This is a genomic window from Glycomyces albidus (assembly GCF_009451885.1).
GTDB classification, from domain to species: Bacteria; Actinomycetota; Actinomycetes; order Mycobacteriales; family Micromonosporaceae; genus Glycomyces; species Glycomyces albidus.
Window position 1 is genome coordinate 156,941 of the sequence record NZ_WIAO01000008.1, and the last position, 24,037, is coordinate 180,977.

Sequence of the window (24,037 nt, forward strand, 5' to 3'; positions counted from 1 at the left end):
CGCCCTCGGCAGGTCAGGTGAGTCGCAGCGCGGCCGGGGACGAGACGGCTTCGCCCAGGCGCGCCCGCAGCTCGTAGTCGCCCGCGGGGAGTTCGCGGCGCGCGCCCTGGCAGCCCTCGTCCGAGGCGAGTCCGTCGACGGTGAACTCCACGGTCTGACCCGCCCCGCCGCTCAGCTCGACCTCCTCGCCCTGCGGGGTCTCGCAGTGCGCCGTCGAGTAGACGACATCGGAACCCGCCGCCAGCTCCACCGCGACCGAGCGCAGATCGACCGTGCACGGCGTGTCCGCGCCGCTCGCGACCAGGACGCTCACCGGCACCTCCGAGCCCGAGCGCACCTCGTCGAACGCGGCCACCACCTGGAGCATCAGCTGGTCGGCCGTGCACGCCGCCACCGGCGGCGCGGTCGAGGACGGCGCCTCGCTGGGCGACGCCGACGGCTCGGGGATGTACGGCCGCTGCGCGGAAGCGGTCGAGGACGGCGGCACCCACTCCTGTTTCGCCGCATCGGCTTCCACACCCGACTCGTCGTCGCCCTCACCGCCGAGCGCGTTCAGGCCCAAGACCGCCAGGACGATCAGCACGAGCGCCGCCCCGGCCACGATCCCCCGCCGCTTCCAGTAGACCGACTCGGGCTCCGAGCCCTTCACGAACCTGCCTTTGAAACCCTCCACGCCGGGACGCTAACGCAGCCCGGCCCCGCCCCGGCGGAAATACACGCGCCGCGCCCTGGCCGCTGTCGGACCCCGTGTCAGGGTTGCGACCGGGGCCCAGGCCCAAGACCGATTCGCGCTGCCTCATGACCCGCCTCCGCGACTGTCGTACCCCGCGCCGACAATGGGAGACATGCGCGCCGCCACCGATCCGACCGCAGCTCCGACCGACCCGGCACTGCCCTCGCCCGAACTACTCGCCGAGCGCCTCCTCCCCTGGTTCGACGCCCACAACCGCACCGAACTGCCCTGGCGCCGGCCCGGGACCACCGCGTGGGGCGTCCTCGTCTCCGAGATCATGAGCCAGCAGACCCAGGTCGCCCGCGTCGCGCCCGTGTGGGAGGCGTGGATGCGCCGCTGGCCCACCCCGGCCGACCTCGCCGCGGCCCCGACCGCCGACGTCCTGCGCGAGTGGGGCCGCATGGGCTACCCGCGCCGGGCGCTGCGCCTCCAGGAGTGCGCGGCGATCGTCGCCGAGGAGCACGGCGGCGTCGTCCCCTCCGACCCGGCCGAGCTCGAGAAGCTCCCCGGGATCGGCGTGTACACGGCGGCTGCCGTCGCGGTGTTCCATTACGGCCGGCGGCACGCCGTGGTCGACACGAACGTGCGCCGCGTCGTCGCTCGCCTCGGCGGCCGCAGCGACGCCGGCACCGCGACCACGAAGGCCGATCTCGCCGCCGCCGAGTCGCTCCTGCCCGAGGACGCGGCCACCGCCGCGCGGGTCTCGCTGGCGCTCATGGAGCTCGGCGCGCTCGTGTGCACCGCCCGCAAGACCGAGTGCGGCACCTGCCCGGTGGCCGACGCGTGCGGGTTCTCCGGCCAGGAGCTCCCGGCCGGTCCGAGCCGGAAGCGCCAGCGGTACAAGGGGACCAACCGGCACGTGCGCGGCGAGATCATGGCGCTGCTGCGGGACGCCGACGGCCCGGTCGAACGGGCCCGCATCGACGCGGTCTGGACCGATCCGCGCATGGTGAACGAGGCCGTCGCCCAGCTCATCGAAGACGGCCTGATCGGAACCGACGAATCGGGGCGATTCGAACTCCCGAGTCGGTGACAAACGGTCCGACCGCTGCTAGCGTGGGAGTTGAGAGAACTTCACGATGCTCGGTCGGCACCGATCCGGAAGGATCGGCGGCCCCGGGTCCAACCCCGCCGGTCACCGCGGCGGGGCACCGGGCGGACCTCCGGGTCCGGCTCACCGCCGGTGCCGGGACCGATCGCCTACCGCGCGGCCGCCCCCGAGCGGCCGGCCAGGAACACGACGACGCGGCTCGCGCCATTCACCGTCGCGTCGACCGCGGACCGGCCGCACGACATGCGGGCCGCGCAGGAGCGGGCGCCGCCAGAGGCGCCTGCGACCGGGCACGGCAATGCCGCCGGGGTACCGCGCGCTCAGACCCGGGCGGCATTGCTACGCGTTCGGGGCCGCGACCGGCGGCTCGGTCCGCACGGCCCGGCGCACCAGCCACCACAGGACCAGGACGGCCGGCAGGCCTTTGAGCATGACCCCGCCCAGGACGCCGAGGGACCCGAGGCCGAGCCCGTCCCGCAGCAGCGGCGAGTTCCACACCGCGTGCAGCACGACCACTCCCGCGACCGATCCCGCCGCGATCCACGCCGCCCGGCGGGTCCGCCGCACGGCCGCCCAGGCGATCCCCGCCCCCGCGATCGCGGTGAACACCGCGTGGCTCCACAGCCCCGCGAGGACCCCGCGGACGATGAACACCGCGATCACCGGTTCGACCACGTCGCCGACCCGGTTGAGGACCGTGCGCGACATCGCGAACGCGTAGCCCTCGACGATCTGGAAGCCCACGCCGCAGAACGCGCCCAGGACGATCCCGTCGAGCACGCCGTGCAGCCGGCCCCAGAAGATCGCGACCACCAGGACCACCCCGGCGGCCTTGACGACCTCCTCGACGACCGGCGCGGCCAGGACCGGCGCCCAGCGCTCGGCCCACGCCGGGCCCTGCGCGGTCGCCAGGAGCCCGTGGAGGGCGCCCGACCCGAACAGCGACGTCATGACCGCCACGGTCGCCCCCCACAGGAGCCCGATCAGGAGCGCGGCGCCCGGTAGGGCCAGGCGGTCGGCGAGGCGGCGGCGCATCATCCAGAACGGGACGGCGAAGAGCGAGAACAGGGCCAGCGCGGTCGTCCCGGCCTTCGGATAGGCCAGGGCGACCGGGAGGGTGTTGTGCAGCAGCAGGATCGCGGCCGCGCCGATGAGCAGCGCGGCCGTCCACTGGACGGGGGAGGCGGGGTCGGGGCGCATCAGGCGGCCCCGAAGGAGAGTTCGGCGATGAGCGCGTCGATCCGGTCGACCGTCCGGGCGTCCAGAGAGGAGCCGCGGGCAGTGACCTCAGCGCGGGTTCCGCCGTGGACGAACGCGCACGCGAAGCCGGTGCCGGTCTCGGTGACGAAGCCGCGGCCGGCGCCTTCGACGCCGTCGGCGGCGCACGGGCGGGCCCCGGTGAGCTGGACGCCTGGCTGGGCCTCGAGGAGGCGGGCCATCTCGCCGGCCAGGTACTCGGCGTCGAAGCGGTAGGGCTCGGCGACGGCGATGTCGACTTCGGCGTCCCCGACGAGGAATTCGGCGCGGCCGGACCCGGGCCGGTAGTGGCCGGGGCGCATCCTGGTGTCGTCAGGGGCGGTGACGGTGACGCCGGCGAGGGCGAACCGCTCGCCGCTCACGTCGACCGCGGGGGAGACGGCCTTGTTGAGCAGCGGGACCGCGAGCGCGAACACGAGGACCGCGGCGGTGACGGCCGCGGCGACGGCGAGGCTCCTCCAGCGGGACACACGTCAAGCGTCGCATGCTGTTCGCGGTATTGCATCGGTAATGCCCGGCTCTGGGAGGCATTGCCGGGAAGATGCGGCTTCAGACCGGATCAAGCTGTCGGGCCGCTGAGCAGGGGCATCCAGAGCGGCTTCGGGGCGGAAGCGGGCCTGCGAGGCCGGGCGCTTCCGAGGCGGCTCGATGGCCGCGTTCGGGGGCGAGTGCCGGGGCGGGTCGCCTTGCCGGCCGGGACCTGGTTCAAGGGTCCGGCGGCCGGCGTCGCGTCCGCTGCGTGGTCCGCTCGGGGCGGGCCCTGAGGGAGGGCCCGCTGCCTCGTCGGTCCGATGACCGGAGAGCCGTGGACCACGGCTTCTGAGTCGGGGCGGTGGCCGGAAGGGTGGTCCGGCCTCGGGTCGGTTCCTTGGGCCTCGTCGCCCGGTCGGTGGCGCGAGGCGGTGGGGATCGTTAGTCGGCGGCCTCGCGCTGCACCGGGATGTCCCCGTTGATCAGCGCGCGGATCTCCGATTCGCGGTAGCGGCGGTGGCCGCCGAGGGTCCGGATCGCGGAGATCTTGCCGGCCTTGGCCCAGCGCGTCACGGTCTTGGGGTCGACGCGGAACATCGCGGCGACCTCAGAAGGGGTGAGCAGGGCTTCGGATTCCACCGGAAGGTTCAGCTCTGTCGTCATCGTTCGTTCTCCTCCACACACGGGCTGCGAATCACCGGCTGCCGAGCCTTGATTCGTTCCTTCTGCAATCGTCCGGCCTGTCGTAGATGTCCGACATAGTCCGAACGGCCGATTTTGCTTGGACTTTCCGCTCGAACCGCTCATCCGAGTGATCACTCCACAAGCGAACGACCTGGTCGCGGGCCCGGCGGAGCCTGGAATGCGGGAGTCAGTTCAACCGTTCGGCGAGACGACGATCACGCCACCGGTCGACCAGGCGCGCGTAGCATTCCTGCGCCTCCTCGGGTTCGGAGGCGCCGAGGTGGTCGAGGGCCTGCCAGGTGAGGTCGACGGAGTCCTCCTCGCGGAGCTCGTCGGGGTCCATCCTGGAGACCAGGCCGCCGTAGTCGAGTTCGACGATCGAGTCGCGGTGGAAGCCGTCGAGCCACCTGCTCGTCTCGGCGAGCGCCTCGGCGAGTTCGGCGCCCTCGCCGAACTCGGACCGGACGAGGTTGCGGGCGACGGCGAGCCCGGTGCGGGACTTGGCGATCGGGGTGCGGTAGCGCAGCAGGCTGAGACCGGGCTGGATGACCAGCTCGCGGTCCTCGGGGCGGACGCACGTGAACCAGCGGAGCGGGACGGACCAGGTCGCGACGTGCTCGTGGGCGTCGGCGGGGGCCTGGTGGCGGTCGGTGCCGTCGTCGAGGGCGACGACCTCGGCGGCCGAGGAGAGGAACTCGGGAGGGAACAGGGCCTCGGCGACGGCCTCGGGCGTCAGGCGGCGCACCTCCAGGGCGGCCGAGGCGATCCGGTAGCGCAGGTTCCACGGGCAGACGAGCGGGTCGCCCTTGCCCCGGTCGATGACGTACGCCTCGCGGCCGAAGGAGGGGACGCCCCGCCAGGGCCATCCGATGCGCTCGTACAGTGCTTCCCGTCGGAGCCGGGGGCCCTCGAGCGGGTCGACCGCGCGCCCCGAGGCGGCGTAGGCGCGCCAGTAGCCGGCGTCGGCGAAGGCCGCGGCCGGCTCGTAGACGCGCAGATAGGACGCGCTCGGTGCGTGCACGAGCCGAATACTTCCATAGTCATATGCTGGTGGCGTAGGCATACCCGCGCTACGACGAGGAAGCGGCCGCGACCCGGCCGCGCCCCTGGGGCGCCGCCCGGCGCGCACCGCGTTCCGGGGCCCGAACCCCCAAGAGAAGAACTGGAGAGCAAGCCATGAGCATCTTCGACGCGACCGGCCACGAACAGGTCGTGTTCTGCCACGACCCGGACACCGGCCTCCGGGCGATCATCGCGGTGTACTCGACCGCGCTCGGCCCGGCCCTCGGCGGCACCCGCTTCTACCCCTACGCCTCCGAGGAGGAGGCGCTCACCGACGTGCTGCACCTGTCGGAGGGCATGGCCTACAAGAACGCGATCGCCGGGCTCGACCACGGCGGCGGCAAGGCGGTCATCTGGGGCGACCCCGCGGTCGACAAGAGCGAGGCGCTCCTGCGGGCCTACGGCCGGTTCGTCGAGTCGCTCGGCGGGCGGTACGTGACCGCCTGCGACGTCGGCACGTACGTCGAGGACATGGACCAGGTGGCGCGCGAGACCCGCCACGTATCGGGCCGCAGCCCCGAGGCCGGCGGCGCCGGCGACTCCTCGATCCTCACCGCCTTCGGCGTCTTCCAGGGGATGCGCGCGGCCGCCCAGCACCGCTGGGGCGCCGTGGACCTCGCCGGCCGGACGGTCGGCGTGGCCGGGCTCGGCAAGGTCGGCCGCCACCTCATCCCGCACCTCGTCGAGGCCGGCGCCCAGATCGTCGCGTGCGACGTGAACGACGCGGCCGTCCAGTGGACCCGGGAGCACTTCCCGCAGGTGCGCATCGTCGCCGACGCCGACGAGCTCATCGCCTCGGGCATCCACGTGTACGCGCCCTGCGCCCTCGGCGGGGTGCTCAACCAGGCCGCGCTCAAGACCCTGGACGCCGAGATCGTCTGCGGCGCCGCGAACAACCAGCTCGCCGAGCCGGGGATCGCCGACGAGCTCGAGCGGGCCGGGATCCTCTACTGCCCCGACTACGTCGTGAACTCCGGCGGCGTCATCCAGGTCGCCGACGAGTACGACGGCGCGTTCGACTTCAAGCGGGCCGAGCGGCGCACCGCCGGGATCTTCGCGACCACCGGCCGGATCCTCGACCGGGCCAAGGGCGAGGGCACCACCCCGGTGACCGCGGCGAACGCCCTGGCCGAGGAGCGCATGGCCGCCGTGGGGCGGCTCCAGCGGATCCGCCTGTTCCGCTGACCGCCGGGCGTTGCGCGGGGATCCTATAGGGTATTCCCGATATCCTATAGGATCCTCCTGAGTGTCGCTTGCGCAGCGTTATCATGCGAATTCGGATGGTGAGAACGAATCTCGCGATTCGGGCGGATGTTCGTCCCGGTCTGGCCGTCATCGCCGGTAATCTGTGGCATCCAACTCATGGGCCGGGATGCAGTCGGGCGCTGTGAGCCTGTACCGTAGGAGCCACGAAGAGATTGCAAGCATTCCGGGGCGCCTTATCGGCTGCCCCGATGATTTCTGTGCGAGGGGGTCGAGCCATATGGGGCGCGGCCGAGCTAAGGCAAAGCAGACCAAAGTGGCCCGGAAGCTCAAGTACCATGCTCCGAACACCGACCTGCGCGCGCTCGAGCGCGAGCTCTCAGGCGGTCGTGAGGACGAGGTCGACATCGAGCCTCCTCAAGACGAGGAGCCGGACCCGTACGCAGCTTATGCCGACGATCGGTACGGCGGAGACGAAGACGATCTCCGCGAGGATGACTGGCTCCCGCCGAAGAAGCAGTTAGCACTGCGGCCCACGGGGACGCGGCCGGGTCGTGGCAGCACGACCGGGCGCCAGCCGTGAGCAGAGCGGGCCCGCCCGACCGATCTCCGCAATCTCCATATCCAGAACGGACGGGCGCCTCCACTCGCGTCGGCCCGGTCGCCGATCCCACCGCCGGGCCTCTCCCGAGACCCCGGCCCCGGGGCGGCGCTGGAGCAAAGACTTCGGATGTCGGCGGACGACGCGATATCCAATATGCACGAAGAGAGGCGGCGCGACCCAGGACTCGAAGGAGCCCGGTCGCGCCGCCTCTTCGGCTGCTCGGGGAGCGGCTACTGCTGCGGCGCCTGGGGCCACTGGTTCTGCTGGGTCTGCGGGGCCGCCGGCGGAACCGCGGGCTGCTGCCCGGTCGGGTACGCCGGGGCCGCGGGCGCCGCCGGGGCGGCGGCGGCCTTGCCCGGGACCATGAGCGCGCCCGAGACGAACAGCGCGTACGCGCCCAGGAGCAGGATCGCGCCGATCCACGCCGACGCGTCCGAACCGGACGAGCCGTCCGGCAGCGACAGCAGGTCGTACAGGAACCCGGCCAGGAACACGGCGGTGCCGGCCACCGTCAGCGACTTCCACAGCGGACGCAGCTTCTCGCCGCCGAACAGGGCCAGCGCGAACATGACGATCACCGCGGTCAGGATCGAGGGGATCCCGAACAGGTGCGCGGCCACGTCGACCTGGAGGTCGGTGTTGTCGCTGGTGCCGGCGATGAGACCGGACAGGGCCAGGGCGCCGAGGCCGCAGAGCCCCAGGATCGCCGGGAGCGAGGGCACGCCGAGCTTGTCGAACAGCGACGGAGCCGGAGGGGCGTAGGCCGCGTACTGCTGCTGGGCCTGGTACTGCGCCTGCGGCGAGGCGTACGGCGCCTGCGCGTAGGGCTGCGCGGGCTGGGCGGGCTGTCCAGAGGTGGGCTGCTGCGGGTACCCCGCACCTGATTGCTGTTCACTCATGCCCCTCATCATGCCTTGGGCGGGCAAATGGGCGCACTCGGGTTGCGGCGCCCGGCACCGGAACGCAGGGCCCGCGGGACCGGGACGGCGCGGATTCGCGGGCCCCAACCGCAGCGGCGCAAGGGCCCCAACCCGTAGGCTGGAGCCATGTCGCAACGTCTCCGTCCCGTTTCGCCGATCTGGGTGGCAGGCCGTCCGCAGCACGGCGAGGAGGAGTTCTTCGTCACCCATCCCTACGACGACTCCCCCGTCGGCGCCACCTCGTGGGCCACCGCCGGACAGGTCGAGGCCGCCGTGGCGGCCGCCGCGGGGGCCGCCGCCGAATGCGCGGCCCTGCCCGCGCACGTGCGGGCCGAAGCGCTCGAGCATGTGCGCCGCCGCCTCGACGAGGAGGCCGAGACGTGCGCCGAGCTCATCACCGCCGAGTCGGGGAAGCCGATCGCGTGGGCGCGCATCGAGGTGCACCGGGCCGTGTCGACGTTCCGGTGGGCGGCGGAGGAGGCCCGGCGGTTCACCGGCGAGGTCCAGCGGCTCGACACCGACCCGACCGCCGAAGGCCGGATGGCCCTGGTGCGGCGGTTCCCGCGCGGCCCCGTCCTCGGCATCACGCCGTTCAACTTCCCGCTGAACCTGGTGGCGCACAAGGTGGCGCCCGCGGTCGCGGCCGGCTGCCCGATCGTGCTCAAGCCGGCGCCGGCCACCCCGCTGTCCTCACTGCACCTCGGGGCGCTGTTCTCCGAGACGGACCTGCCGCCGGCGATGCTGTCGGTGCTGCCGGTGCCGAACCACCGGGCCGAGCAGCTCGTCGACGACCCGCGGCTGCCGGTCGTCTCGTTCACCGGGTCCGGCCCGATCGGCAGGCAGATCCTGCGGCGCGTGCCCGACAAGCACGTGACGCTCGAGCTGGGCGGGAACGGGGCGGTGCTGATCGCGGCCGACTACCCGCGGCGCGACTGGGCGGCCGAGCGGATCGCCATGTTCGGGAACTACCAGGCCGGGCAGTCGTGCATCGCGGTGCAGCGGGTGTTCATCGAGGCGCCCGCCTACGCGGACATGGCGAACCGGATCGTGGAGCACGTGAAGAACCTGCCCTCGGGCGACCCGAACGACCCGTCGTGCAAGGTGGGGCCGCTCATCAGCGCCGAAGCGGCCGAGCGGGTCCAGTCGTGGATCGAGGAGGCCGTGGACGAGGGCGCGAAGGTCCTGTGCGGCGGCGGGCCGCGCCAGGGCGCGCTCGTGGAGCCGACGGTGCTCGCCGACGTGCGCGCGGACGCGAAGGTCCTGCGCGACGAGGTGTTCGGGCCGGTGCTGGTGCTCGCGAGCGTCGACGGCTTCGAGGCCGGGCTCGCCGCCGTCAACGACTCCCGCTACGGGCTCCAGGCGGGCGTGTTCACCGAGAGCCTCCCGCAGGCGATGCTCGCGCACCGGACCCTCGACGTCGGCGGCGTGGTCATCGGCGACGTGCCGTCGTTCCGGGCCGAGCAGATGCCGTACGGCGGCGTCAAGGGCTCGGGGGTCGGCCGCGAAGGGGTGCGGTCGACGATGGAGGACTACACGGTCGAGCGGGTCCTCGTCCTGCCCGACGCGCTCTGATCCGGGCCTCCGGAGCGGAACCCTCCGCGAGGTGCGTCACCTCGCAGCGGTGACGGCGCGGGCGTTCGGGCCGATTCCTCCCCGCCACCTGCGACGTTCGTCTACCGGTTCCCCCCTCCGAGTGGTCGCTGTTGACAAAGCGCTATAGCGTGGCGTACATGACGGTCCCTCCCAACTACGGTCCACCGCCTGAGCAGCCGCAGACCCCCGGGTACGGCTTCCAGTCGCCATACAACGGCGGCCAGAGCCCGTACGGGGGCCAGCCGCAGCAGCCGCAGCCCCCGTACGGCGGCGCCGGCCCGCAGTTCAGCGCGGGCCAGGCCGGCGGCGGCCAGCCGCCCTACGAGCCGCCGTCGCCGTACGGCGGCCCGGTCCTGCCGCCCGAGCCGCCCAAGCGGAACTACGGGCTCATCGGCGGCGTCATCGTCGGCGCGCTCGTGCTCGTCCTCGGCGGGGTCCTCCTCGTCGTCATGAACCTGAACGACAAGAAGGCCGAGGAGGAGCAGGCCGCCGGAGACCCCACCTCGGAGGAGGCGTCCCTGTCCGGCGACGCGACCCCGAGCGAGGAGGTCACCACCGAGGAGGAGACCGGCTCCGAGGTCGGCATGTGCCTGCCGTACGAGCCGGTCATCGCCGAGGACGGCTACGGCGACGGCCTCGAGCTCATCGAATGCTCCGACGCGACCGCGTTCTGGGAGATCACCGCCCAGTCGTACGACGTGAGCGACGTCGCCGTCGACGACGAGGGCAACCTCGTCGACTTCACCGCCGCGAAGGCGCTGTGCGGCGAGGACTGGGCCGTGCTGCACCCCGGCGACGCCTGGTCGAACTGGCACTACGTGTACTCCTCCGGCACCCTCGACTCGCTGTACTGCATCAAGGCGACCGGGGCGCCCGACCCCGCCGAGCCCGAGAACACGCCGTACGTCCCCGCCGAGGGCGACTGCTTCTACGACGCCGATTCGTGGTGGACCGTGGACTGCGGCTCCTCGCTGGCGCAGTACGTCGTCGTCGGCACCGTCATCATCGACACCCCCGTGGCGATGACCGAGGAAGAGGCCGCCGACCAGGCCACCTGCGGCGGCGCATGGTACTGGCAGGTCACCGACCCCGAGGGCCGCACGTCCGCGATCCTCTGCGGCGACGACGTCTGAGAGACGAACGCGAACGGGGCGGCCGGAAGGCCGCCCCGTTTCGCCGTACCGGGGCTCGCGCGGCGACGGTCGCCGTCCCGAGACGGCGGAACGGCGGCGCGACCAGGAGGTCGCGCCGCCGTTCGACGTACAGTGCGGGCCTAGCCGAAGCGGCCGGTGATGTAGTCCTCGGTGCGGGGGTCGGCCGGGTTCGAGAACAGGCGCTGCGTCTCGTCGAACTCGACCAGGAAGCCGAAGCGCTCGCCCGCCTCGTCGACGTCCGCGGAGTAGAACGCCGTCGCGTCGGAGACGCGCGCCGCCTGCTGCATGTTGTGCGTGACGATGACGATCGTGTAGTCCTTGACGAGCTCGTTCATGAGCTCCTCGATGCGGGCCGTGGCGATCGGGTCCAGGGCCGAGCACGGCTCGTCCATGAGCAGGACCTCCGGCTGCACCGCGATCGCGCGGGCGATGCACAGGCGCTGCTGCTGCCCGCCCGACAGGGCCAGTGCGCTCTTCTTCAGGTTGTCCTTGACCTCGTCCCACAGGGCCGCGCCGCGCAGGGCCTGCTCGACCCGGTCGGCGAGGTTGTCCTTCATGCCGTTGATCCGCAGGCCGTACGCGACGTTGTCGAAGATCGACTTCGGGAACGGGTTCGCCTTCTGGAACACCATGCCGATGTGGCGGCGCACGGCGATCGGGTCGACCCCGGAGCCGTAGACGTCCTTGCCGTGGAACGTGATCTCACCGGTGACCTTCGCACCCGGGATGAGGTCGTTCATGCGGTTGATCGACCGCAGCACCGTGGACTTGCCGCAGCCCGACGGGCCGATCATCGCGGTGATCTGGTTCCGGGCGACCGGGAGGGAGACGTCGCGGACGGCGTGCGTCTTCCCGTAGTGCACACCGACGCCCTTGAGCTCGATGACGGTCTCGGTGGCGACGGGGGAGGCCGCCCGGCCCTGCGGGGCCAGGCCCGCAATGGGGGCCTTGATCCTGGCGCCAGTCTCGTTCACGGTCACGCATGCTCCAATCACCGATGGTCAACCGCTGTTCACGTGTCCTGCTCTCATAGAACGCCATCCAGGTGCACGACGGGCGGCCAGCAGGTGAACGAGCGGTGAATCGAGTGCGGTCGCGGTCACCGGCGCGCATGCGCGCCGACGCGCTCGGGCGGCACAGGAGAGGGTGTCGCCGCCGGGGCGGGGTGCGCGCTGAGGCGCGCTCGGGCGGCACAGGAGAGGTCTCGCCGCTGGATCGCACCGGGGTGCGCGGTTACGCGTGCTCGGGCGGCAGCAGTTCGTCGTTCGGATACCCGCCGAGCAGGTCGTCCGAGGCGGTGAGCGTGAACTCCTCGGCGACCCCTACCTCGCCCAGGTCGACCGACCCGGCGACGTCGCCGTCCTCGGCGAGCTCCATGAGCATCCCGCGGATCACCGGCGCCGGTACGCCCGCGTCCTCGGCGAGCGCCGCGAGCGTCACCTGCACCGTCGCGGACTTCGCGTTCCCGGGCAGCGTGAAGCGGCCTTCGTCGTCGAACTCGTAGTCGACCCCGCCGACCCGGCGGATCGCGATCGCCGTCAGCTCCTCGAGGTCCCCGCGCTGGTCGGCGGCTTCCTCGAGCGCCTCGAGCTTGTCGAAGGAGAGGACGTCGAACGGGTTGATGTAGAGCTGCGGGGCGACGTACAGGACGCCGTCGCGCTTCTCGGACCGGTACAGGCCCAGGGCGAGCAGGAACTCGAGCAGGTCGCGCACGGTGTGCGGGACGGGCAGGCCCGCGCGGCGGCAGTGGGTGGTGAAGGTCTCGATGCGCTCGGAGCGTTCGGCGGTGGCCCGGTCGTACTCCTCGCGGGCCTCCTTCTCGACGACCTCGGCGGAGGCGCCCAGGTGGTGCTCGGACGCTTCGGCGATCCAGTCGTCGACGTCGCCCGGGTCGCACCAGACGGGCTCGTTCCAGATGTCGTCCTCGGGGAAGGCGTCGGCCCACCAGCCGGCGGGGAACGGGTTGAGGGAGGGGACGGTGCGGAACAGCTCGATGCTGCACGGCATGATGCGGATCCATGCGGGGTGCATCGGGGCTTGGACCGGGCCGGACTCGTCGCCGAAGGGCCGCTCGAAAGATTCCACGCATCGACCGTATCAGCGCGGGGCGACGCCGCCGCGCCGCCGGGACGCGACTTCGCTTTCAGCGTAGCGGCGCGGAGTTGGCCGTCCCGGCGCGGTGATGCCGGGTGCCGCTCAGTGCCCGTTGCGTGCCCGTTCGACGGCTCGCTCCAGGATGCGCCCTTGCGGACGGACCCGGAGTGCGCCGGCGCCGGGACGGCCCTCGCGCGTCGGGCTTGCCGGCCCCCCGCGGGCCATGCCCGCTGGGTCGGAGAGACGCCGCCCGCCGCGTCCCGGCCGACGCCATTGCGATCGATGCTCGTGAATATCGTCTGAACGGGCAGGTCGGCTATCCGTTCGCCCGGATACCCGAGAGGTCCGGTTCGAAGTCGGCGAGGCCGCCCGCGTAGTCCGGCGTCAGGTATTCGAGGGTGCGGACCTGCTGCTCGAGCAGCCGGCCCACGGTGACGATCTGGTCGGCGGCGTTGAGGACGAGCCAGTGCTCGTATTCGGCGTACTGTTCTTCGACCGGAGCCAAGGTCACTGCGGCTTCCTCCCTGATGTGCCGTGCGGTCAGTGGTGCGATCCGGAACAACGTAATGCGCCGCCGGCCGCCCGCGGATCCGTGACACACCGGCGGCAGCCGAAATACGCGGACCGGACGGGATCGCACCGTCCGCTTCAGGATCGCAGGACGAGTTTCAGGGTCGACACCCCGTCCCCGGTGATCTCGACCGGCACGCCCCAGTCCTGCCGGGTGAGGTGGCACGCGGGGTGCTCGGCTTCGGCGTCGCAGGTCGCGGCCTGCGCGACCACCTGGAGGACGCCCTGCTCGATGCCGTCGGCGAGGACGAGCTCGCGCCCGAGGTCCTCGGTGCGGCCCGCGCCTTCGGCGAGGAGCTGCGGCGGGTCGGCCGACACGGTCACCTGGACGGGCGAACCGAACGTGTAGTCGAGCTTCTGCCCGGCGGCGGGCTCGAACAGCACGTCGAGGCGCAGCCGCCCGGGGGCGACCTTGGTGCGCTTGCGGGTGACGCGGTGGTGCCGGCCGGCGACGGCGGCCTCGGCGAGGTCGGGGACGGCGAGCCGGTGTGCGGCGGACTCGACCACGGCCACGCGGTTCCCCAGGGCCACGACGTCGCTCGGTTCGGCGAGCCCGGTGGCGAGGGTGGACATCTCGCCGGTGCCGGGGTCGTAGGCGCGCAGGGCGCCGTTGTAGGTGTCGGCGACGGCGATCCGGCCGTCGGGGAGGACGGCGACGCCGAGGGGGTGCTGCATGAGCGCCTCGGCGGCGGGCCCGTCGACGTGCCCGAAGTCGAACAGGCCCTGGCCGACGGCGGTGTGCATCTCACCGCGCTCGACGTAGCGGAGCGCGGAGGTCTCGGAGTCGGCGATCCACAGCCGGTCGCCGTCCGCGGCCAGGCCCGAGGGCTGGGCCATCCAGACCTGGTCGAGGGGGCCGTCCTTGAGGCTCTCGACGGTGGTCCCGGCGTAGACGCCGGCGGTGCCGGCCGCGGGGTCGAAGTACCAGAGCTGGTGGATGCCGGCCATGGCGACGACGACCCGGTCCTCGAACCAGGCGAGGTCCCACGGGGAGGACAGGTCGACGCCGAGGGCGGCGTCGGTGCCGTTGTCCATGCGCCACTGCCTGCCGGTGCCGGCGACGGTCGCGACCTCGCCGGTCGCGAGGTTCACGCCGCGCAGGAGGTGGTTCACGGTGTCGGCGACGACGAGGTCGTAGCCGACCGCCGCGGCGACCTCCTCGGGGAGGAGCACGAGGCCCTGCGGTTCGTTGAACTCGGCGTCGCGGCCGTCGGCGCGGCCGCGCGCGCCGGTGCCGATGACGCCCTTCACGGTGGCGAGGTCGGGCGCGAGGCGGACGAGGCGGTGGCGGGCCGAGTCGGTGACGAGGACGTCCCCGCCGGGCAGCTCGATCGCCTTGCCGGGGAAGCGGAGCGCGGTCTCGGCGGGCGGAGCGGCCACGTACGGGCTGCCTTCGGGGTCGAGGGTGCCCTTGGCGGTGTGGGTCGCGACGAGGCCGCCGATGATCGCGTCGAGGGCTTCGACGTGCCCTTCGCCGGCCATGGTCGAGACGACGTACCCCTCGGGGTCGACGACGACGAGGGTCGGCCAGGCGCGGGCGGCGTAGGCGTCCCAGGTCTTCAGGTCGGGGTCGTCGAGGACGGGGTGCTCGACGCCGTACCGCTCGACGGCGGCCGCGAGGGCCTCGGGGTCGCGCTCGTGCTCGAACTTCGGGGAGTGGACGCCGATGACGACGAGCGCGTCGCCGTACTTCGCTTCGAGGGGGCGCAGCTCGTCGAGGACGTGGAGGCAGTTGATGCAGCAGAAGGTCCAGAAGTCGAGGACGACGACCTTGCCTTTGAGGCTGCCCAGGTCGAGCCGCTTGCCGCCGGTGTTGAGCCAGCCGCGGCCTTCGAGCCGGGCCGCGCGCACACGGGACTGAGCCTTGGAAGACGATGTCACCGGGCGAGCGTAGCTCGCGGGCGGGGAGGCGGCGCCCGGCTGGGCGCGTTCGCGAACGAGCCTCACAATGCGCCGAGGGCCGATGGGTTTCCCATCGGCCCTCGCGTGATGTCATACCCTTGCGCTATTTTTGCGCCAGGGGTCCCTTAGACCGGATTTATCGCCATATATCGGCTTATCAGCCGATAGGGCCGTTCGCGGTCGTCGCTACTCCTCCGAGGGCGACTCGGAGGCCTCGCCGCCGCCTTCGCCCTCTTCAGCGCCGCCGAGCAGGCTGAGGCAGTAGACGTCCTCGCCCACGGTGAGGGTCTCGCGGCCCGCATCGGCGCATTCCTGCCCGTCCCCGACCTTCTGGACGATCTCGTAGTCCTCGCCCTCCACGGCCTCGGAGCACTCGATGGCCTCGGCCTGGTCGCCGCTGGTGTGGCGGACGCAGCCGCCCTCCTCGAACTTCGGGGCCGCGAACAGCAGGAAGTACACGCCGACGGCCGCGCCGATGAGGACCAGGGCGCCCACCACCGCGAGGATCGGGACCAGGCCCTTCTTGCGGCCGCCGCCCTCGTTCGCGACCGGGGCGGTCGGGTACTGGCCGGGCGGCGGGACCGAGCCGGTCTGCATGCCCGGCTGCGTGTACTGCGGGCCCATCTGCGGCTGCGACTGGGCCGGCTGCGCGGGCGAGCCGTACGCCGACGGCGGCGCGGGCGGCTCGCTGTACGGGTTGTGTGCGCCGATGATGAGCTTCTGCGTGTCGTCGGACTGCGCGGGCGGCTGCTGAGCGGCCGGCGGCTGGTAGGCCGACTGCGGCTGCTGCTGGTACGGCTGCTGCGGAGGCTGCTGCTGCGGTTGCTGGTACGGCTGCTGCGGAGCGGCCTGACCGGGCTGGCCCTGGTTCGCGAGCGGGTTCGGCGGCGGGGAGGGCCACATCGGCGGCGACACCGGCTGCTGCTGGCCCGCCTGCGGCTGCCCGGCCTGCGGCTGGTCGCCGTACGGGGCGGGAGCGTTGAAGCCGGAGATGCCCTGCGGCGGCAGCACCTGGGTGCTCTCCTCGACCGGGTCGGGAGCCGGCGCCGGAGGCGACTGCTGCTGCGAGGGGCCGAGGCGCAGGATCTGGGTGCCGTCGTCGTCGAACTGCGGGCCGCCGGCCTGCGGGGCCGGAGGCGGCGTCTGGGTCTCGGGCTCCTCGAAGGACGCCGGCGGGACCTGCGCCGGGGCGGCGTCGGCAGCGGGCGCGGCGGGTATGTCGACGTTGATCGAGTTCGGAAGCGACTGGGTGGCGCCCTCGTCCACAGCGGGCGGCTCGGGGGCCGCCTGAGGAGGTTCAGGCTCGGCGGCGGCCTGCGGCGCTACAGGCTCGGGAGCCGCCTGGGGCGCTTCGGGTTCGGGGGCCGGTTCCGCAGCGGGGGCGGGCGGGACGTCCGCGTCGGCCAGCGCCGAGGTCGGCATCGCCTGCGTGGCGCCGTCGTCGACGGTCGGCTCCTCGGCGGCGGGCGCCGGGGCCTCCTCGGCCGGGCGCTCGGCCGCTTCGGCGGGACTTTCCGGCTCGGCGGCGGGGCTCGGAGTCGAACCCGCCTCGGCGGCGACGGTCTCGGGGGTCCCTGCACCCTGGTCCACAGCGCCCTGATCGGTCGCGCTCTGGTCGTCAGGGGCCTCGCCCTTTGCTGGCGGGTTGCCTTGCTCGGAGGTCACGGCTGCTCCTCAATGCTGCTTCCGGCCTGGCGTCTTGGGGGCACGCCAGACGGCAACACGGTACCGCAGCGATACCAGCGATCACTCGACAGGGTTAAGAAGGCATGCAGAATGCGGCCGCACGGCAGTGGAGAAAGAGGACGCGGCGCAGAGGCGCGGCGGGAGAAGGGTATGAAAAAGGCCGGGCGCCAGCGGTTGCCCACCCCTCATGGCAAACGCGGCGCCCGGCCGGTGTGAGAACCCCCTGGAGAGGGTCTCCGCGGTGTGGCGACTCGGCGCTGTCATCCACACCAATGGGAGGAGATAAAGTTGGCGGTCCCTGCGCCCCTTCGGTTCTCGGCTTGCGAGCTCCGCCGGGACTGAGACACGGAAACTTCGAAGTCATGTTTCCCCGTTGTTTCCGTGCCTCAATTACAACACCGAACCAGGGGATCTGCCAACGATTCCCTGGTGCGCTTGATCACGTCCAGGCGAGCAGTGTTTCCCCAGGGTGCGATAGGAATGCCCCGACGTCGGCGAGGAACTGCGAGCCGAGCTCCCCGTCGATGAGCCGGTGGTCGAACGACAGCCCGAGGGTGGTCACCTGGCGCACCGCGATCTCGCCCTCGTGGACCCACGGCTGCGGGCGGACCGCGCCGAACACGAGGATCGCCGACTCGCCCGGCGGGAGGATCGGGGTGCCCGTGTCGATGCCGAAGACGCCGACGTTGGTGATCGAGAACGTCCCCCCGGCCATGTCGGCCGGCGAGGTCTTCCCCTCCCGGGCGGTGGCCGCCAGCGAGGTGAGGGCCTCGGCCAGCTCGACCAGGCTCAGGTCCTGGGCGGCCTTGACGTTCGGGACGACCAGGCCGCGCGGGGTGGCGGCGGCGATGCCGAGGTTCACGTCGCGCATGACGACGATCTCCTGGGCGGCCTCGTCCCAGCGGGCGTTGATCATCGGGTGGCGGCGGGCGGCCAGCAGGACCGCCTTGGCCACGAACAGCAGCGGCGTGACCTTGACGTCCGCGAACTCCCGGCGCGCCTTGAACTGCTTGACCGTCTCCATCATGCCGGTTACGTCGCAGGTCAGGAACACCGTGGCGTGCGGGGCGGTGAACGCCGAGGCCACCATGTTCTGCGCGGTCAGCTTGCGCACGCCCTTGATCGGGATGCGCTGGTCCTCCGCCGCCGCGGCGGCGCGCCGCGGCGCCTCGACGGCGGGAGCCGCGACGGCGGCCTCCACGTCGGCGCGCGAGACCGTCCCGTTCGGGCCGGTCGGCACCACCGAGGCCAGGTCGACGCCGAGGTCCTTGGCGAGCTTGCGGACCGGCGGCTTCGCGAGAACCGGGCCGGCGTGGGCCTGCGGGGCGGTCGCCGCGGGCGGCGGCGTGACCGGCACGATCACCGACGGCGGGGTCATGGGCGCCGGCGGCTCCGCTGCGGGCGCCTCGGCCGCCGGGGCCGGTGCGCCGCCCTTGCGCTTGCGGCGCTTGGAGCCGGCCTCGCGGGCGCCGTAGCCGACGAGGTTCGGCGTGCGCTCGTCCTTCTTCGGCGCGGGGGCGTCGGCGCCCTCGACCTCGAAGGTCGCGAGCGGCTTGCCGACATCCACGGTCTCGCCGGCCTCGGCGTGGTGCTCGGCGAGCACCCCGTCGTAGGGGCTGGGGACCTCGACGAGGGCCTTCGCGGTCTCGACCTCGACGAACGGCTGGTTGAGCTTGACCTCGCCGCCGGGCTCGACGAGCCAGGCGGCGACTTCGCCCTCGGTGAGCCCCTCACCGAGGTCGGGCAGGTTGAACGTGATCTTCTGTCCCATGTGCTCCTCCTCAGTGCTCGAGGGACCGGTCGACGGCGTCGAGCACGCGGTCCAGGTTCGGAAGGTAGTCGTCTTCGAGGCGGCTCGCCGGATAAGGGACGTCGTAGCCGGTCACCCGCAGGACGGGCGCCTCGAGCGAGTAGAAGCACTCCTCCGTGAGCCGGGCGGCGACCTCCGCGCCGATGCCGACGTTCCCGGGGGCCTCGTGGACGACCACGGCCCGGCCGGTCTTGCGCACCGACGCGAACAGCGGCTCCCAGTCGATCGGGGACAGCGACCGCAGGTCGACGACCTCGAGGTCGAGGCCCTCCTCGGCCGCGGCCTCGGCGGCGTTGACGGCCACGTCCACGGTGGGGCCGTAAGCGATCAGCGTCGCGGTGCGGCCCTCGCGGACCGTGCGGGCCCGGTACAGCTCGATCCCGGCCTCGTCCGTGTCGACCTCGCCCTTGGCGTGGTAGCGGCGCTTCGGCTCGAAGAAGATCACCGGGTCGTCGCCGGCGGCGGCCTGCTGGATCATCCAGTAGGCGTCGGCCGGGTTCGAGCAGGTGACGACCTTCAGGCCGGCGGTGTGCGCGAAGTACGCCTCCGGGGACTCCGAGTGGTGCTCGATCGCGCCGATGCCGCCGCCGTAGGGGATGCGGACGACCACGGGCAGGCGGATGCGCCCGGCCGAGCGGTTGGGGATCTTCGCGAGCTGGGAGACGAGCTGGTCGAACGCGGGGTAGACGAAGCCGTCGAACTGGATCTCGCAGATCGGCCGGTAGCCGCGCATCGCGAGGCCGATCGCGGTGCCGATGATCCCCGACTCGGCGAGCGGGGTGTCGATGATGCGGTCGGCGCCGAAGTCCTTCTGGAGTCCGTCGGTCACGCGGAAGACGCCGCCGAGGCGGCCCACGTCCTCGCCCATGACCAGCGACTTGGGCTGCTCCTCGAGGACGCGGCGGAGCCCCTCGTTGAGGGCCTTGATCATTGACATGGTCGTCATCGGAGGTCGCTCCCTTCCGCGGCGTCGTCGAGAGAGGCCTGGAACTCGACCGCCTCCGCCCGCTGGGCCGCGATGCTCTGGGGCATCTCGGCGTACACGTTGTCGAACATCTCGGACACTTCGGGATCGGTCAGGGCCATGACCCGGGCCCGGAGCGCCCGGACCTGCTCGCCGGCCTCGGTGTCGACGGCGGCGAAGTACGCCTCGTCGGCCAGGCCCTCGGCCGCCAGCCACTTGCGGTAGCGGACGATCGGGTCCTTCGCGCGCCAGAAGTCCAGCTCGGCCTCGTCGCGGTAGCGGGTGGCGTCGTCGGAGGTGGTGTGCGGCTGCATCCGGTAGGTGTACGCCTCGATGAGGCTCGGGCCCTCGCCGCGGCGGGCGCGGTCGAGCGCGTCCCGGGTCACCGCGAAGGTCGCGAGGACGTCGTTGCCGTCCACGAAGATCCCGGGGACGCCGAAGCCCTCGGCGCGGCGGTACGGCGGGAGCCGGAACTGGCGCGCGTTGGTCTCGGAGATCGCGTACTGGTTGTTCTGGCAGAAGAAGACCAGCGGGGAGTTGAACACCCCGGCCCAGATGAGCGCCTCGTTGAAGTCGCCCTCGCTGGTGGCGCCGTCGCCGTGGTAGACGATGACGGCCTCGCCGTCCTCGCCGCCGACCGCGCCGTCCATGGCGACGCCCATGGCGTACCCGGCGGCGTGGAGGGTCTGGGAGGCGATGACGATCGCGTACATGTTGAAGCGGTCGCCGACGGTGTCGCGGCCGCCGAGGTCGGTGCCGCGGAAGAGCGCGAACGCCGAGATGAGGTCGATGCCGCGGCACCACTGGACGCCGAGCTCCCGGTACGCCGGGAAGACGGTGTCCTGGGGTTTGAGGGCCCGGCCGGAGCCGACCTGGGCGGCCTCCTGGCCGAGGAGGCTCGGCCACAGGCCGAGCTGGCCCTGGCGCTGCAGGGCGGTGCCCTGGGCGTCCAGTTCGCGGGTGATGACGAGGTCGCGGTAGAGGCCGCGGTACTCGTCGTCGGTCAGGTCGAGGTGGTAGTCGGGATGCTTGACGCGCGTGCCCTCGGGTGAGAGCAGCTGCACGAACTGTGGTTCGTTCGTCGAGGCGGGTTTCGGACGGCTCTTGGCCGTCTTCTTGGCTGGACGCTGTGTGTCGCCCATTGATGCCTCCTCATATTCGTATTCCGGTACATCCAAGCATCCCAAAGTCCTGCGCGGCGTGCGTCACACCCACCGCCCGATTACTATTCGGGATTGAAGTCTGACACTGAGTAGCCGAGGACCGTCGTTTCATCGACATCATCGGCCCTGAACGGCCGTTTCGTCGCACGGGGGTGGCGGGAAGGAGCGCGCAGTGCGCGGCAAAGGCAGCGACCAGGGGACACGGTGGCCGGTCGGCATCTGGTTCGCCCTGGTGGGGGTGAGCGCCGGCACCGTGGCGTCCTTCGCGATGGTCGGGTGGACCTTCACCCGCGGGCTCTACACCGGCGGGGACGCGGTCGAACCGGTGGAGATCGAGTCGGGCACGGTCGTCATCGAGGGTGAGGAGCCGGCGCTCACGCCCGGCGAGATCGAGGGCATCGCCGGCGGCGATCCCGTCCCGGACGGCCTCGCCGAGCCCGGTGCCGGGATCGATCCGGAGCCCGCAGAGCCGCGTGCCGAACCGCTCTCGGGGGGCGACCCCGAGGACGACCCGGGCCCGCCGGTGGAGGAGGCCGGTGAGAGCGGAGGCGGCGGGCAGTCCGAGCCGCCGCGCCTGGTCCCGGTCGGCGAAGGCGATCCCTGCAGCCCCGAGGAGTCGGCGGAGGATCCCGACCCCGACTGGAGCGGCGACTGGGACCCCGACCGATGGGGCCCGGGAGCATGGGAGCCGGGCGAATGGGACCTGGACGAATGGAGCCCTGACCACTGGGACCAGTGGGACGACCTCGGCGCGGACCACCGGCTCGAACTCGAGCTCGAACTCCAAGCGCTGGAAGCGATGCGGCTCGAGCTCCGGGACTGACCCCGTCCCCGCCGGCGCGGCCGGGCGCGTCATGAGGACCCCTCGCCCGAAGGGGTGAGTTGTGGGGAAGGACACCCCGCAGCCGTAACCTGCACATGCGGATTTCAGTTACCCACTTCGAGAGCGCGTCGCCGAGCGATCAACCGCGTTCACGGATCTAGGTGGGGTACAAGCAAATGGATCTCTTCTCCCGCAGCATGCTGGCGAGTTCGGCCGAGGCCGGGCTGACCACGACGGCACTGTCCCGGCACGTCCCGCTCCTACGCCGCAACATCTCGCCCGGCGACCAGGTGTCGCTGCTGAGCCGGTGCGTCGGCTCCGACGGGCTCGGCAGCGGCGACCACGTCCTCATGCTCACCGGCGAACGCATGGTGGTGACCCGGCAGTCGCGGCTGCTCGGCCGCGTGCGCCTGTGCCTCGACGCGCCCGTGGCCGCGATCGAGAACCTCCGCTGGTCGGCCGACCCGGCCGGACCGGGGGTCGAACTCAACTTCACCGTCCTGGAGGGACCCGGCGCGACGGAGCCGCACCGCTGGCACTTCTGGCTCCCCGCGACGCACGCGAAGCGGGTGTGGCGGGTGGACGCCCTGCTCGCCCGCGCGTTCCGGCGCCCGAAGGCCACGGCCCGGCCCGCCGAGCGGCCCCGGACGGAGCCGTCGAGTCTGGTGCTGTCCTCGGGCGCCGCCTTCCCCGCAGTCCCGGCGCCGGTCGCCGCGGCGGTCTTCCCGTCGAGCCCGCTCCGCACCGACGACACGGTGCGGCTGGTGCGGCCCGTGATCGCGGCGGTCGACATCCCCGGCGGTTCGGCGTCCGCTCCGCGGGCGCTGTGCGCTCCGGTCGGCAGCGAGCACCCCGAACCCCGCCCGGCGGCCACACTGGCCGCCGCCTGACCTGCCGGGCCCGCGCGGGTCCGGTTTCGAGGCCAGGGTGCGGACTGCGGCGGCGGTTGGACGCCTGCCGTGGCAGGACGCGGTCCGCACCCTCGCGACGATCGACGAAGGGGCCGGTGCGACTTGTGCGTCGCACGGCCCCTTGCACGGCTTGCTGTTTCGAGGTGAGCGCCGTCAGGCAGTCGAGGTTCCCGGCGGTCCTGGCGGCACCGCGGCCGAAGCCGCCCTGCGACCTGGGGCTCGGCGGGCCGCCGGGTCGTCCCGGCGGTCGCCTGTCAGCGCCGGAGCTCAGCGGTGCAGCACTTGACGGAGCCGCCGCCCTTCTTGAGTTCGGAGAGGTCGACGGGGACGGGCTCGTACCCGGCGTCGCGGAGCTTGCGGGCCATGCCCTCGGCTTCGGCATTGATGACGACGTTGGTGCCGTCGGAGACGAAGTTGAGGCCGAACCCGGCCGCGTCCTCGGCGTCGGCGATCAGCGCGTCGGGGAAGAGCCGTTCGAGGAGGAGGCGGCTGCCGGGCGCGAAGGCGTCGGGGAAGTAGGCGATGTTCTCGTCGTCGAGGGGCGCGAGGGCGGTGTCGAGGTGGTAGTAGCGGGGGTCGACCAGGCGCAGCGAGACGACTTGGCGGCCGAACACGTCGGCGGCCTCGGCGTGGGCGCGGGCGTCGGTGCGGAAGCCCCAGCCGGCGAGGATGAGTCCGCGGCCGGGCAGGTAGGTGAAGTCGCCTTCGCCTTCGTTGATGTGCTCGGGTTCGGCGAAGGTCCAGCCGGAGGTGCGGTACCACTTCTCGTGGGCGTCGGCCTCGGGGCGGCGTTCGGGGTGGCGGAAGCTCGCGCCGTAGGCGATGCCGTCCACGACGAAGGCGCCGTTGGCGGCGTAGACCATGTCGGGCAGGCCGGGCTCGGGCTCGAGGCGGAGGACGTCGTGGCCGAGGGCGGTGTAGGTGTCGGCGAGCTCTTCCCATTGGGCGCAGGCGAGCGCGGCGTCGACGGGGGCGGTCGTGTCCATCCACGGGTTGATGGCGTACTCGACCGCGTAGTAGGCGGGGCGGCACATGAGGTACGTGCGGCGACCGGGCGACCGGGTCGCGGTCACCTGGTCAGGTGAAGAACGGTGTTTCTCCATGGCGCGAGTCTAGACAGCGGAAGCCCCTGAATTCGAGCCCGGAACCCCTCGACACACGGGAGTGTGACCAAACCGCCTCATTGGCGGCGTCAACAGGGCCTTTAGGCGCCCGGCGAGGGCGCTTCGAACGGTCGCCGGAACCCGATTCCGGGCTCGCCCCTCGCCCCTCGCCCCTCGCCCCTCGCCCCTCGCCCCTCGCCCCTCGCCCCTCGCCCCTCGCCCCTCGCCCCTCGCCCCTCGCCCCTCGCCCCTCGCCCCTCGCCCCTCGCCCCTCGCCCC

Annotated in this window: 22 protein-coding genes; 7 read left to right on the forward strand and 15 right to left on the reverse strand. The window is 72.4% G+C overall.

The genetic code is table 11. The features are described from left to right. Nucleotides 1-13 precede the first annotated feature (13 nt). Complete coding sequence (locus GFD30_RS09345) at nt 14-673, reverse strand: hypothetical protein (protein WP_153024910.1); 660 nt, start codon at nt 671-673, stop codon at nt 14-16. Nucleotides 674-845: 172 nt separating this feature from the next. Here GFD30_RS09345 and GFD30_RS09350 point away from each other — a divergent pair, with 172 nt between their 5' ends. Further along, a complete protein-coding gene (locus tag GFD30_RS09350; RefSeq protein WP_153024911.1) occupies nt 846-1,766 on the forward strand; it encodes an HhH-GPD family protein in 921 nt (306 codons plus the stop codon). Nucleotides 1,767-2,123: 357 nt separating this feature from the next. Here GFD30_RS09350 and GFD30_RS09355 read toward each other — a convergent pair whose 3' ends face one another. The 4 genes from GFD30_RS09355 to GFD30_RS09370 form a co-directional block, all read right to left on the reverse strand. Further along, nucleotides 2,124-2,984, reverse strand: a complete 861-nt coding sequence (locus GFD30_RS09355; protein ID WP_153024912.1) for a PrsW family glutamic-type intramembrane protease — start codon at nt 2,982-2,984, stop codon at nt 2,124-2,126. Continuing rightward, on the reverse strand, nt 2,984-3,511 hold the full coding sequence (locus GFD30_RS09360) for a hypothetical protein (protein ID WP_153024913.1): 528 nt from the start codon (nt 3,509-3,511) through the stop codon (nt 2,984-2,986). The genes GFD30_RS09355 and GFD30_RS09360 overlap by 1 nt, the downstream gene beginning before the upstream one ends. A 442-nt stretch (nt 3,512-3,953) precedes the next feature. Further along, nucleotides 3,954-4,175: a BldC family transcriptional regulator gene (locus GFD30_RS09365; protein ID WP_112134444.1), complete on the reverse strand. Its 222-nt coding sequence runs from the start codon at nt 4,173-4,175 to the stop codon at nt 3,954-3,956. 208 nt (nt 4,176-4,383) lie between these two features. Further along, entirely contained in the window at nt 4,384-5,217 is an 834-nt protein-coding gene (locus tag GFD30_RS09370; RefSeq protein ID WP_153024914.1) for a hypothetical protein, read from the reverse strand. Nucleotides 5,218-5,372: 155 nt separating this feature from the next. On the opposite strand from GFD30_RS09370, the gene GFD30_RS09375 reads away from it, so the two are divergent. Next, nucleotides 5,373-6,443, forward strand: coding sequence for a Glu/Leu/Phe/Val dehydrogenase dimerization domain-containing protein (locus tag GFD30_RS09375; protein WP_153024915.1), 1,071 nt, complete (start codon nt 5,373-5,375; stop codon nt 6,441-6,443). Between the two features lie 298 nt (nt 6,444-6,741). Further along, nucleotides 6,742-7,044, forward strand: a complete 303-nt coding sequence (locus tag GFD30_RS09380; RefSeq protein WP_153024946.1) for a DUF3073 domain-containing protein — start codon at nt 6,742-6,744, stop codon at nt 7,042-7,044. Nucleotides 7,045-7,295: 251 nt separating this feature from the next. Here GFD30_RS09380 and GFD30_RS09385 read toward each other — a convergent pair whose 3' ends face one another. After that, on the reverse strand, nt 7,296-7,964 hold the full coding sequence (locus GFD30_RS09385) for a hypothetical protein (protein ID WP_153024916.1): 669 nt from the start codon (nt 7,962-7,964) through the stop codon (nt 7,296-7,298). 147 nt (nt 7,965-8,111) lie between these two features. Here GFD30_RS09385 and GFD30_RS09390 point away from each other — a divergent pair, with 147 nt between their 5' ends. Then, a complete protein-coding gene (locus tag GFD30_RS09390) occupies nt 8,112-9,557 on the forward strand; it encodes an aldehyde dehydrogenase family protein (protein WP_153024917.1) in 1,446 nt (481 codons plus the stop codon). A 158-nt stretch (nt 9,558-9,715) separates the two neighbouring features. Further along, nucleotides 9,716-10,711 (forward strand): hypothetical protein, encoded by a 996-nt coding sequence (locus GFD30_RS09395; protein ID WP_153024918.1) that lies wholly within the window; start codon nt 9,716-9,718, stop codon nt 10,709-10,711. Between the two features lie 140 nt (nt 10,712-10,851). Here the strand turns inward: GFD30_RS09395 and pstB are convergent, their stop codons facing one another. The 8 genes from pstB to pdhA form a co-directional block, all read right to left on the reverse strand. Further along, nucleotides 10,852-11,712 (reverse strand): phosphate ABC transporter ATP-binding protein PstB, encoded by an 861-nt coding sequence (gene pstB / locus GFD30_RS09400; RefSeq protein WP_407649002.1) that lies wholly within the window; start codon nt 11,710-11,712, stop codon nt 10,852-10,854. 253 nt (nt 11,713-11,965) lie between these two features. After that, complete coding sequence (locus GFD30_RS09405) at nt 11,966-12,817, reverse strand: DUF6042 family protein (RefSeq protein ID WP_153024919.1); 852 nt, start codon at nt 12,815-12,817, stop codon at nt 11,966-11,968. Between the two features lie 325 nt (nt 12,818-13,142). Next, nucleotides 13,143-13,337: a hypothetical protein gene (locus tag GFD30_RS09410; protein WP_153024920.1), complete on the reverse strand. Its 195-nt coding sequence runs from the start codon at nt 13,335-13,337 to the stop codon at nt 13,143-13,145. Between the two features lie 137 nt (nt 13,338-13,474). Further along, nucleotides 13,475-15,277 carry an NHL domain-containing thioredoxin family protein gene (locus GFD30_RS09415; RefSeq protein ID WP_322633103.1) on the reverse strand — a complete coding sequence of 601 codons (1,803 nt, stop codon included), beginning with the start codon at nt 15,275-15,277 and terminating at the stop codon, nt 13,475-13,477. A gap of 207 nt (nt 15,278-15,484) precedes the next feature. After that, a complete protein-coding gene (locus GFD30_RS09420; RefSeq protein ID WP_153024921.1) occupies nt 15,485-16,963 on the reverse strand; it encodes a hypothetical protein in 1,479 nt (492 codons plus the stop codon). 460 nt (nt 16,964-17,423) lie between these two features. Further along, nucleotides 17,424-18,755: a dihydrolipoamide acetyltransferase family protein gene (locus tag GFD30_RS09425; RefSeq protein WP_153024922.1), complete on the reverse strand. Its 1,332-nt coding sequence runs from the start codon at nt 18,753-18,755 to the stop codon at nt 17,424-17,426. Nucleotides 18,756-18,765: 10 nt separating this feature from the next. Then, entirely contained in the window at nt 18,766-19,740 is a 975-nt protein-coding gene (locus GFD30_RS09430; protein WP_153024923.1) for an alpha-ketoacid dehydrogenase subunit beta, read from the reverse strand. Beyond that, on the reverse strand, nt 19,737-20,900 hold the full coding sequence (gene pdhA, locus GFD30_RS09435; RefSeq protein ID WP_153024924.1) for a pyruvate dehydrogenase (acetyl-transferring) E1 component subunit alpha: 1,164 nt from the start codon (nt 20,898-20,900) through the stop codon (nt 19,737-19,739). Before pdhA ends, GFD30_RS09430 begins: the two co-directional genes overlap by 4 nt. Nucleotides 20,901-21,093: 193 nt before the next feature. On the opposite strand from pdhA, the gene GFD30_RS09440 reads away from it, so the two are divergent. Beyond that, nucleotides 21,094-21,744 carry a hypothetical protein gene (locus GFD30_RS09440; protein WP_153024925.1) on the forward strand — a complete coding sequence of 217 codons (651 nt, stop codon included), beginning with the start codon at nt 21,094-21,096 and terminating at the stop codon, nt 21,742-21,744. 176 nt (nt 21,745-21,920) lie between these two features. Then, nucleotides 21,921-22,634, forward strand: coding sequence for a hypothetical protein (locus tag GFD30_RS26230; RefSeq protein WP_194201904.1), 714 nt, complete (start codon nt 21,921-21,923; stop codon nt 22,632-22,634). A 275-nt stretch (nt 22,635-22,909) separates the two neighbouring features. On the opposite strand, the gene ddaH is transcribed toward GFD30_RS26230, so the two are convergent. Continuing rightward, nucleotides 22,910-23,758, reverse strand: a complete 849-nt coding sequence (ddaH, locus tag GFD30_RS09450) for a dimethylargininase (RefSeq protein WP_153024926.1) — start codon at nt 23,756-23,758, stop codon at nt 22,910-22,912. Between the last annotated feature and the right edge of the window lie 279 nt (nt 23,759-24,037).

What these genes read in the sequence shown, in the direction of transcription:
- ddaH (WP_153024926.1), bottom strand. Translation starts at nt 23,758, where the DNA reads ATGGAGAAACACCGTTCTTCACCTGACCAGGTGACCGCGACCCGGTCG.
- GFD30_RS09355 (WP_153024912.1), bottom strand. Translation starts at nt 2,984, where the DNA reads ATGCGCCCCGACCCCGCCTCCCCCGTCCAGTGGACGGCCGCGCTGCTC.
- GFD30_RS09390 (WP_153024917.1), top strand. Translation starts at nt 8,112, where the DNA reads ATGTCGCAACGTCTCCGTCCCGTTTCGCCGATCTGGGTGGCAGGCCGT.
- pdhA (WP_153024924.1), bottom strand. Translation starts at nt 20,900, where the DNA reads ATGGGCGACACACAGCGTCCAGCCAAGAAGACGGCCAAGAGCCGTCCG.
- GFD30_RS09375 (WP_153024915.1), top strand. Translation starts at nt 5,373, where the DNA reads ATGAGCATCTTCGACGCGACCGGCCACGAACAGGTCGTGTTCTGCCAC.
- GFD30_RS09365 (WP_112134444.1), bottom strand. Translation starts at nt 4,175, where the DNA reads ATGACGACAGAGCTGAACCTTCCGGTGGAATCCGAAGCCCTGCTCACC.
- GFD30_RS09425 (WP_153024922.1), bottom strand. Translation starts at nt 18,755, where the DNA reads ATGGGACAGAAGATCACGTTCAACCTGCCCGACCTCGGTGAGGGGCTC.
- GFD30_RS09395 (WP_153024918.1), top strand. Translation starts at nt 9,716, where the DNA reads ATGACGGTCCCTCCCAACTACGGTCCACCGCCTGAGCAGCCGCAGACC.
- GFD30_RS09430 (WP_153024923.1), bottom strand. Translation starts at nt 19,740, where the DNA reads ATGACGACCATGTCAATGATCAAGGCCCTCAACGAGGGGCTCCGCCGC.
- GFD30_RS09350 (WP_153024911.1), top strand. Translation starts at nt 846, where the DNA reads ATGCGCGCCGCCACCGATCCGACCGCAGCTCCGACCGACCCGGCACTG.
- GFD30_RS26230 (WP_194201904.1), top strand. Translation starts at nt 21,921, where the DNA reads ATGGATCTCTTCTCCCGCAGCATGCTGGCGAGTTCGGCCGAGGCCGGG.
- GFD30_RS09380 (WP_153024946.1), top strand. Translation starts at nt 6,742, where the DNA reads ATGGGGCGCGGCCGAGCTAAGGCAAAGCAGACCAAAGTGGCCCGGAAG.
- GFD30_RS09385 (WP_153024916.1), bottom strand. Translation starts at nt 7,964, where the DNA reads ATGAGTGAACAGCAATCAGGTGCGGGGTACCCGCAGCAGCCCACCTCT.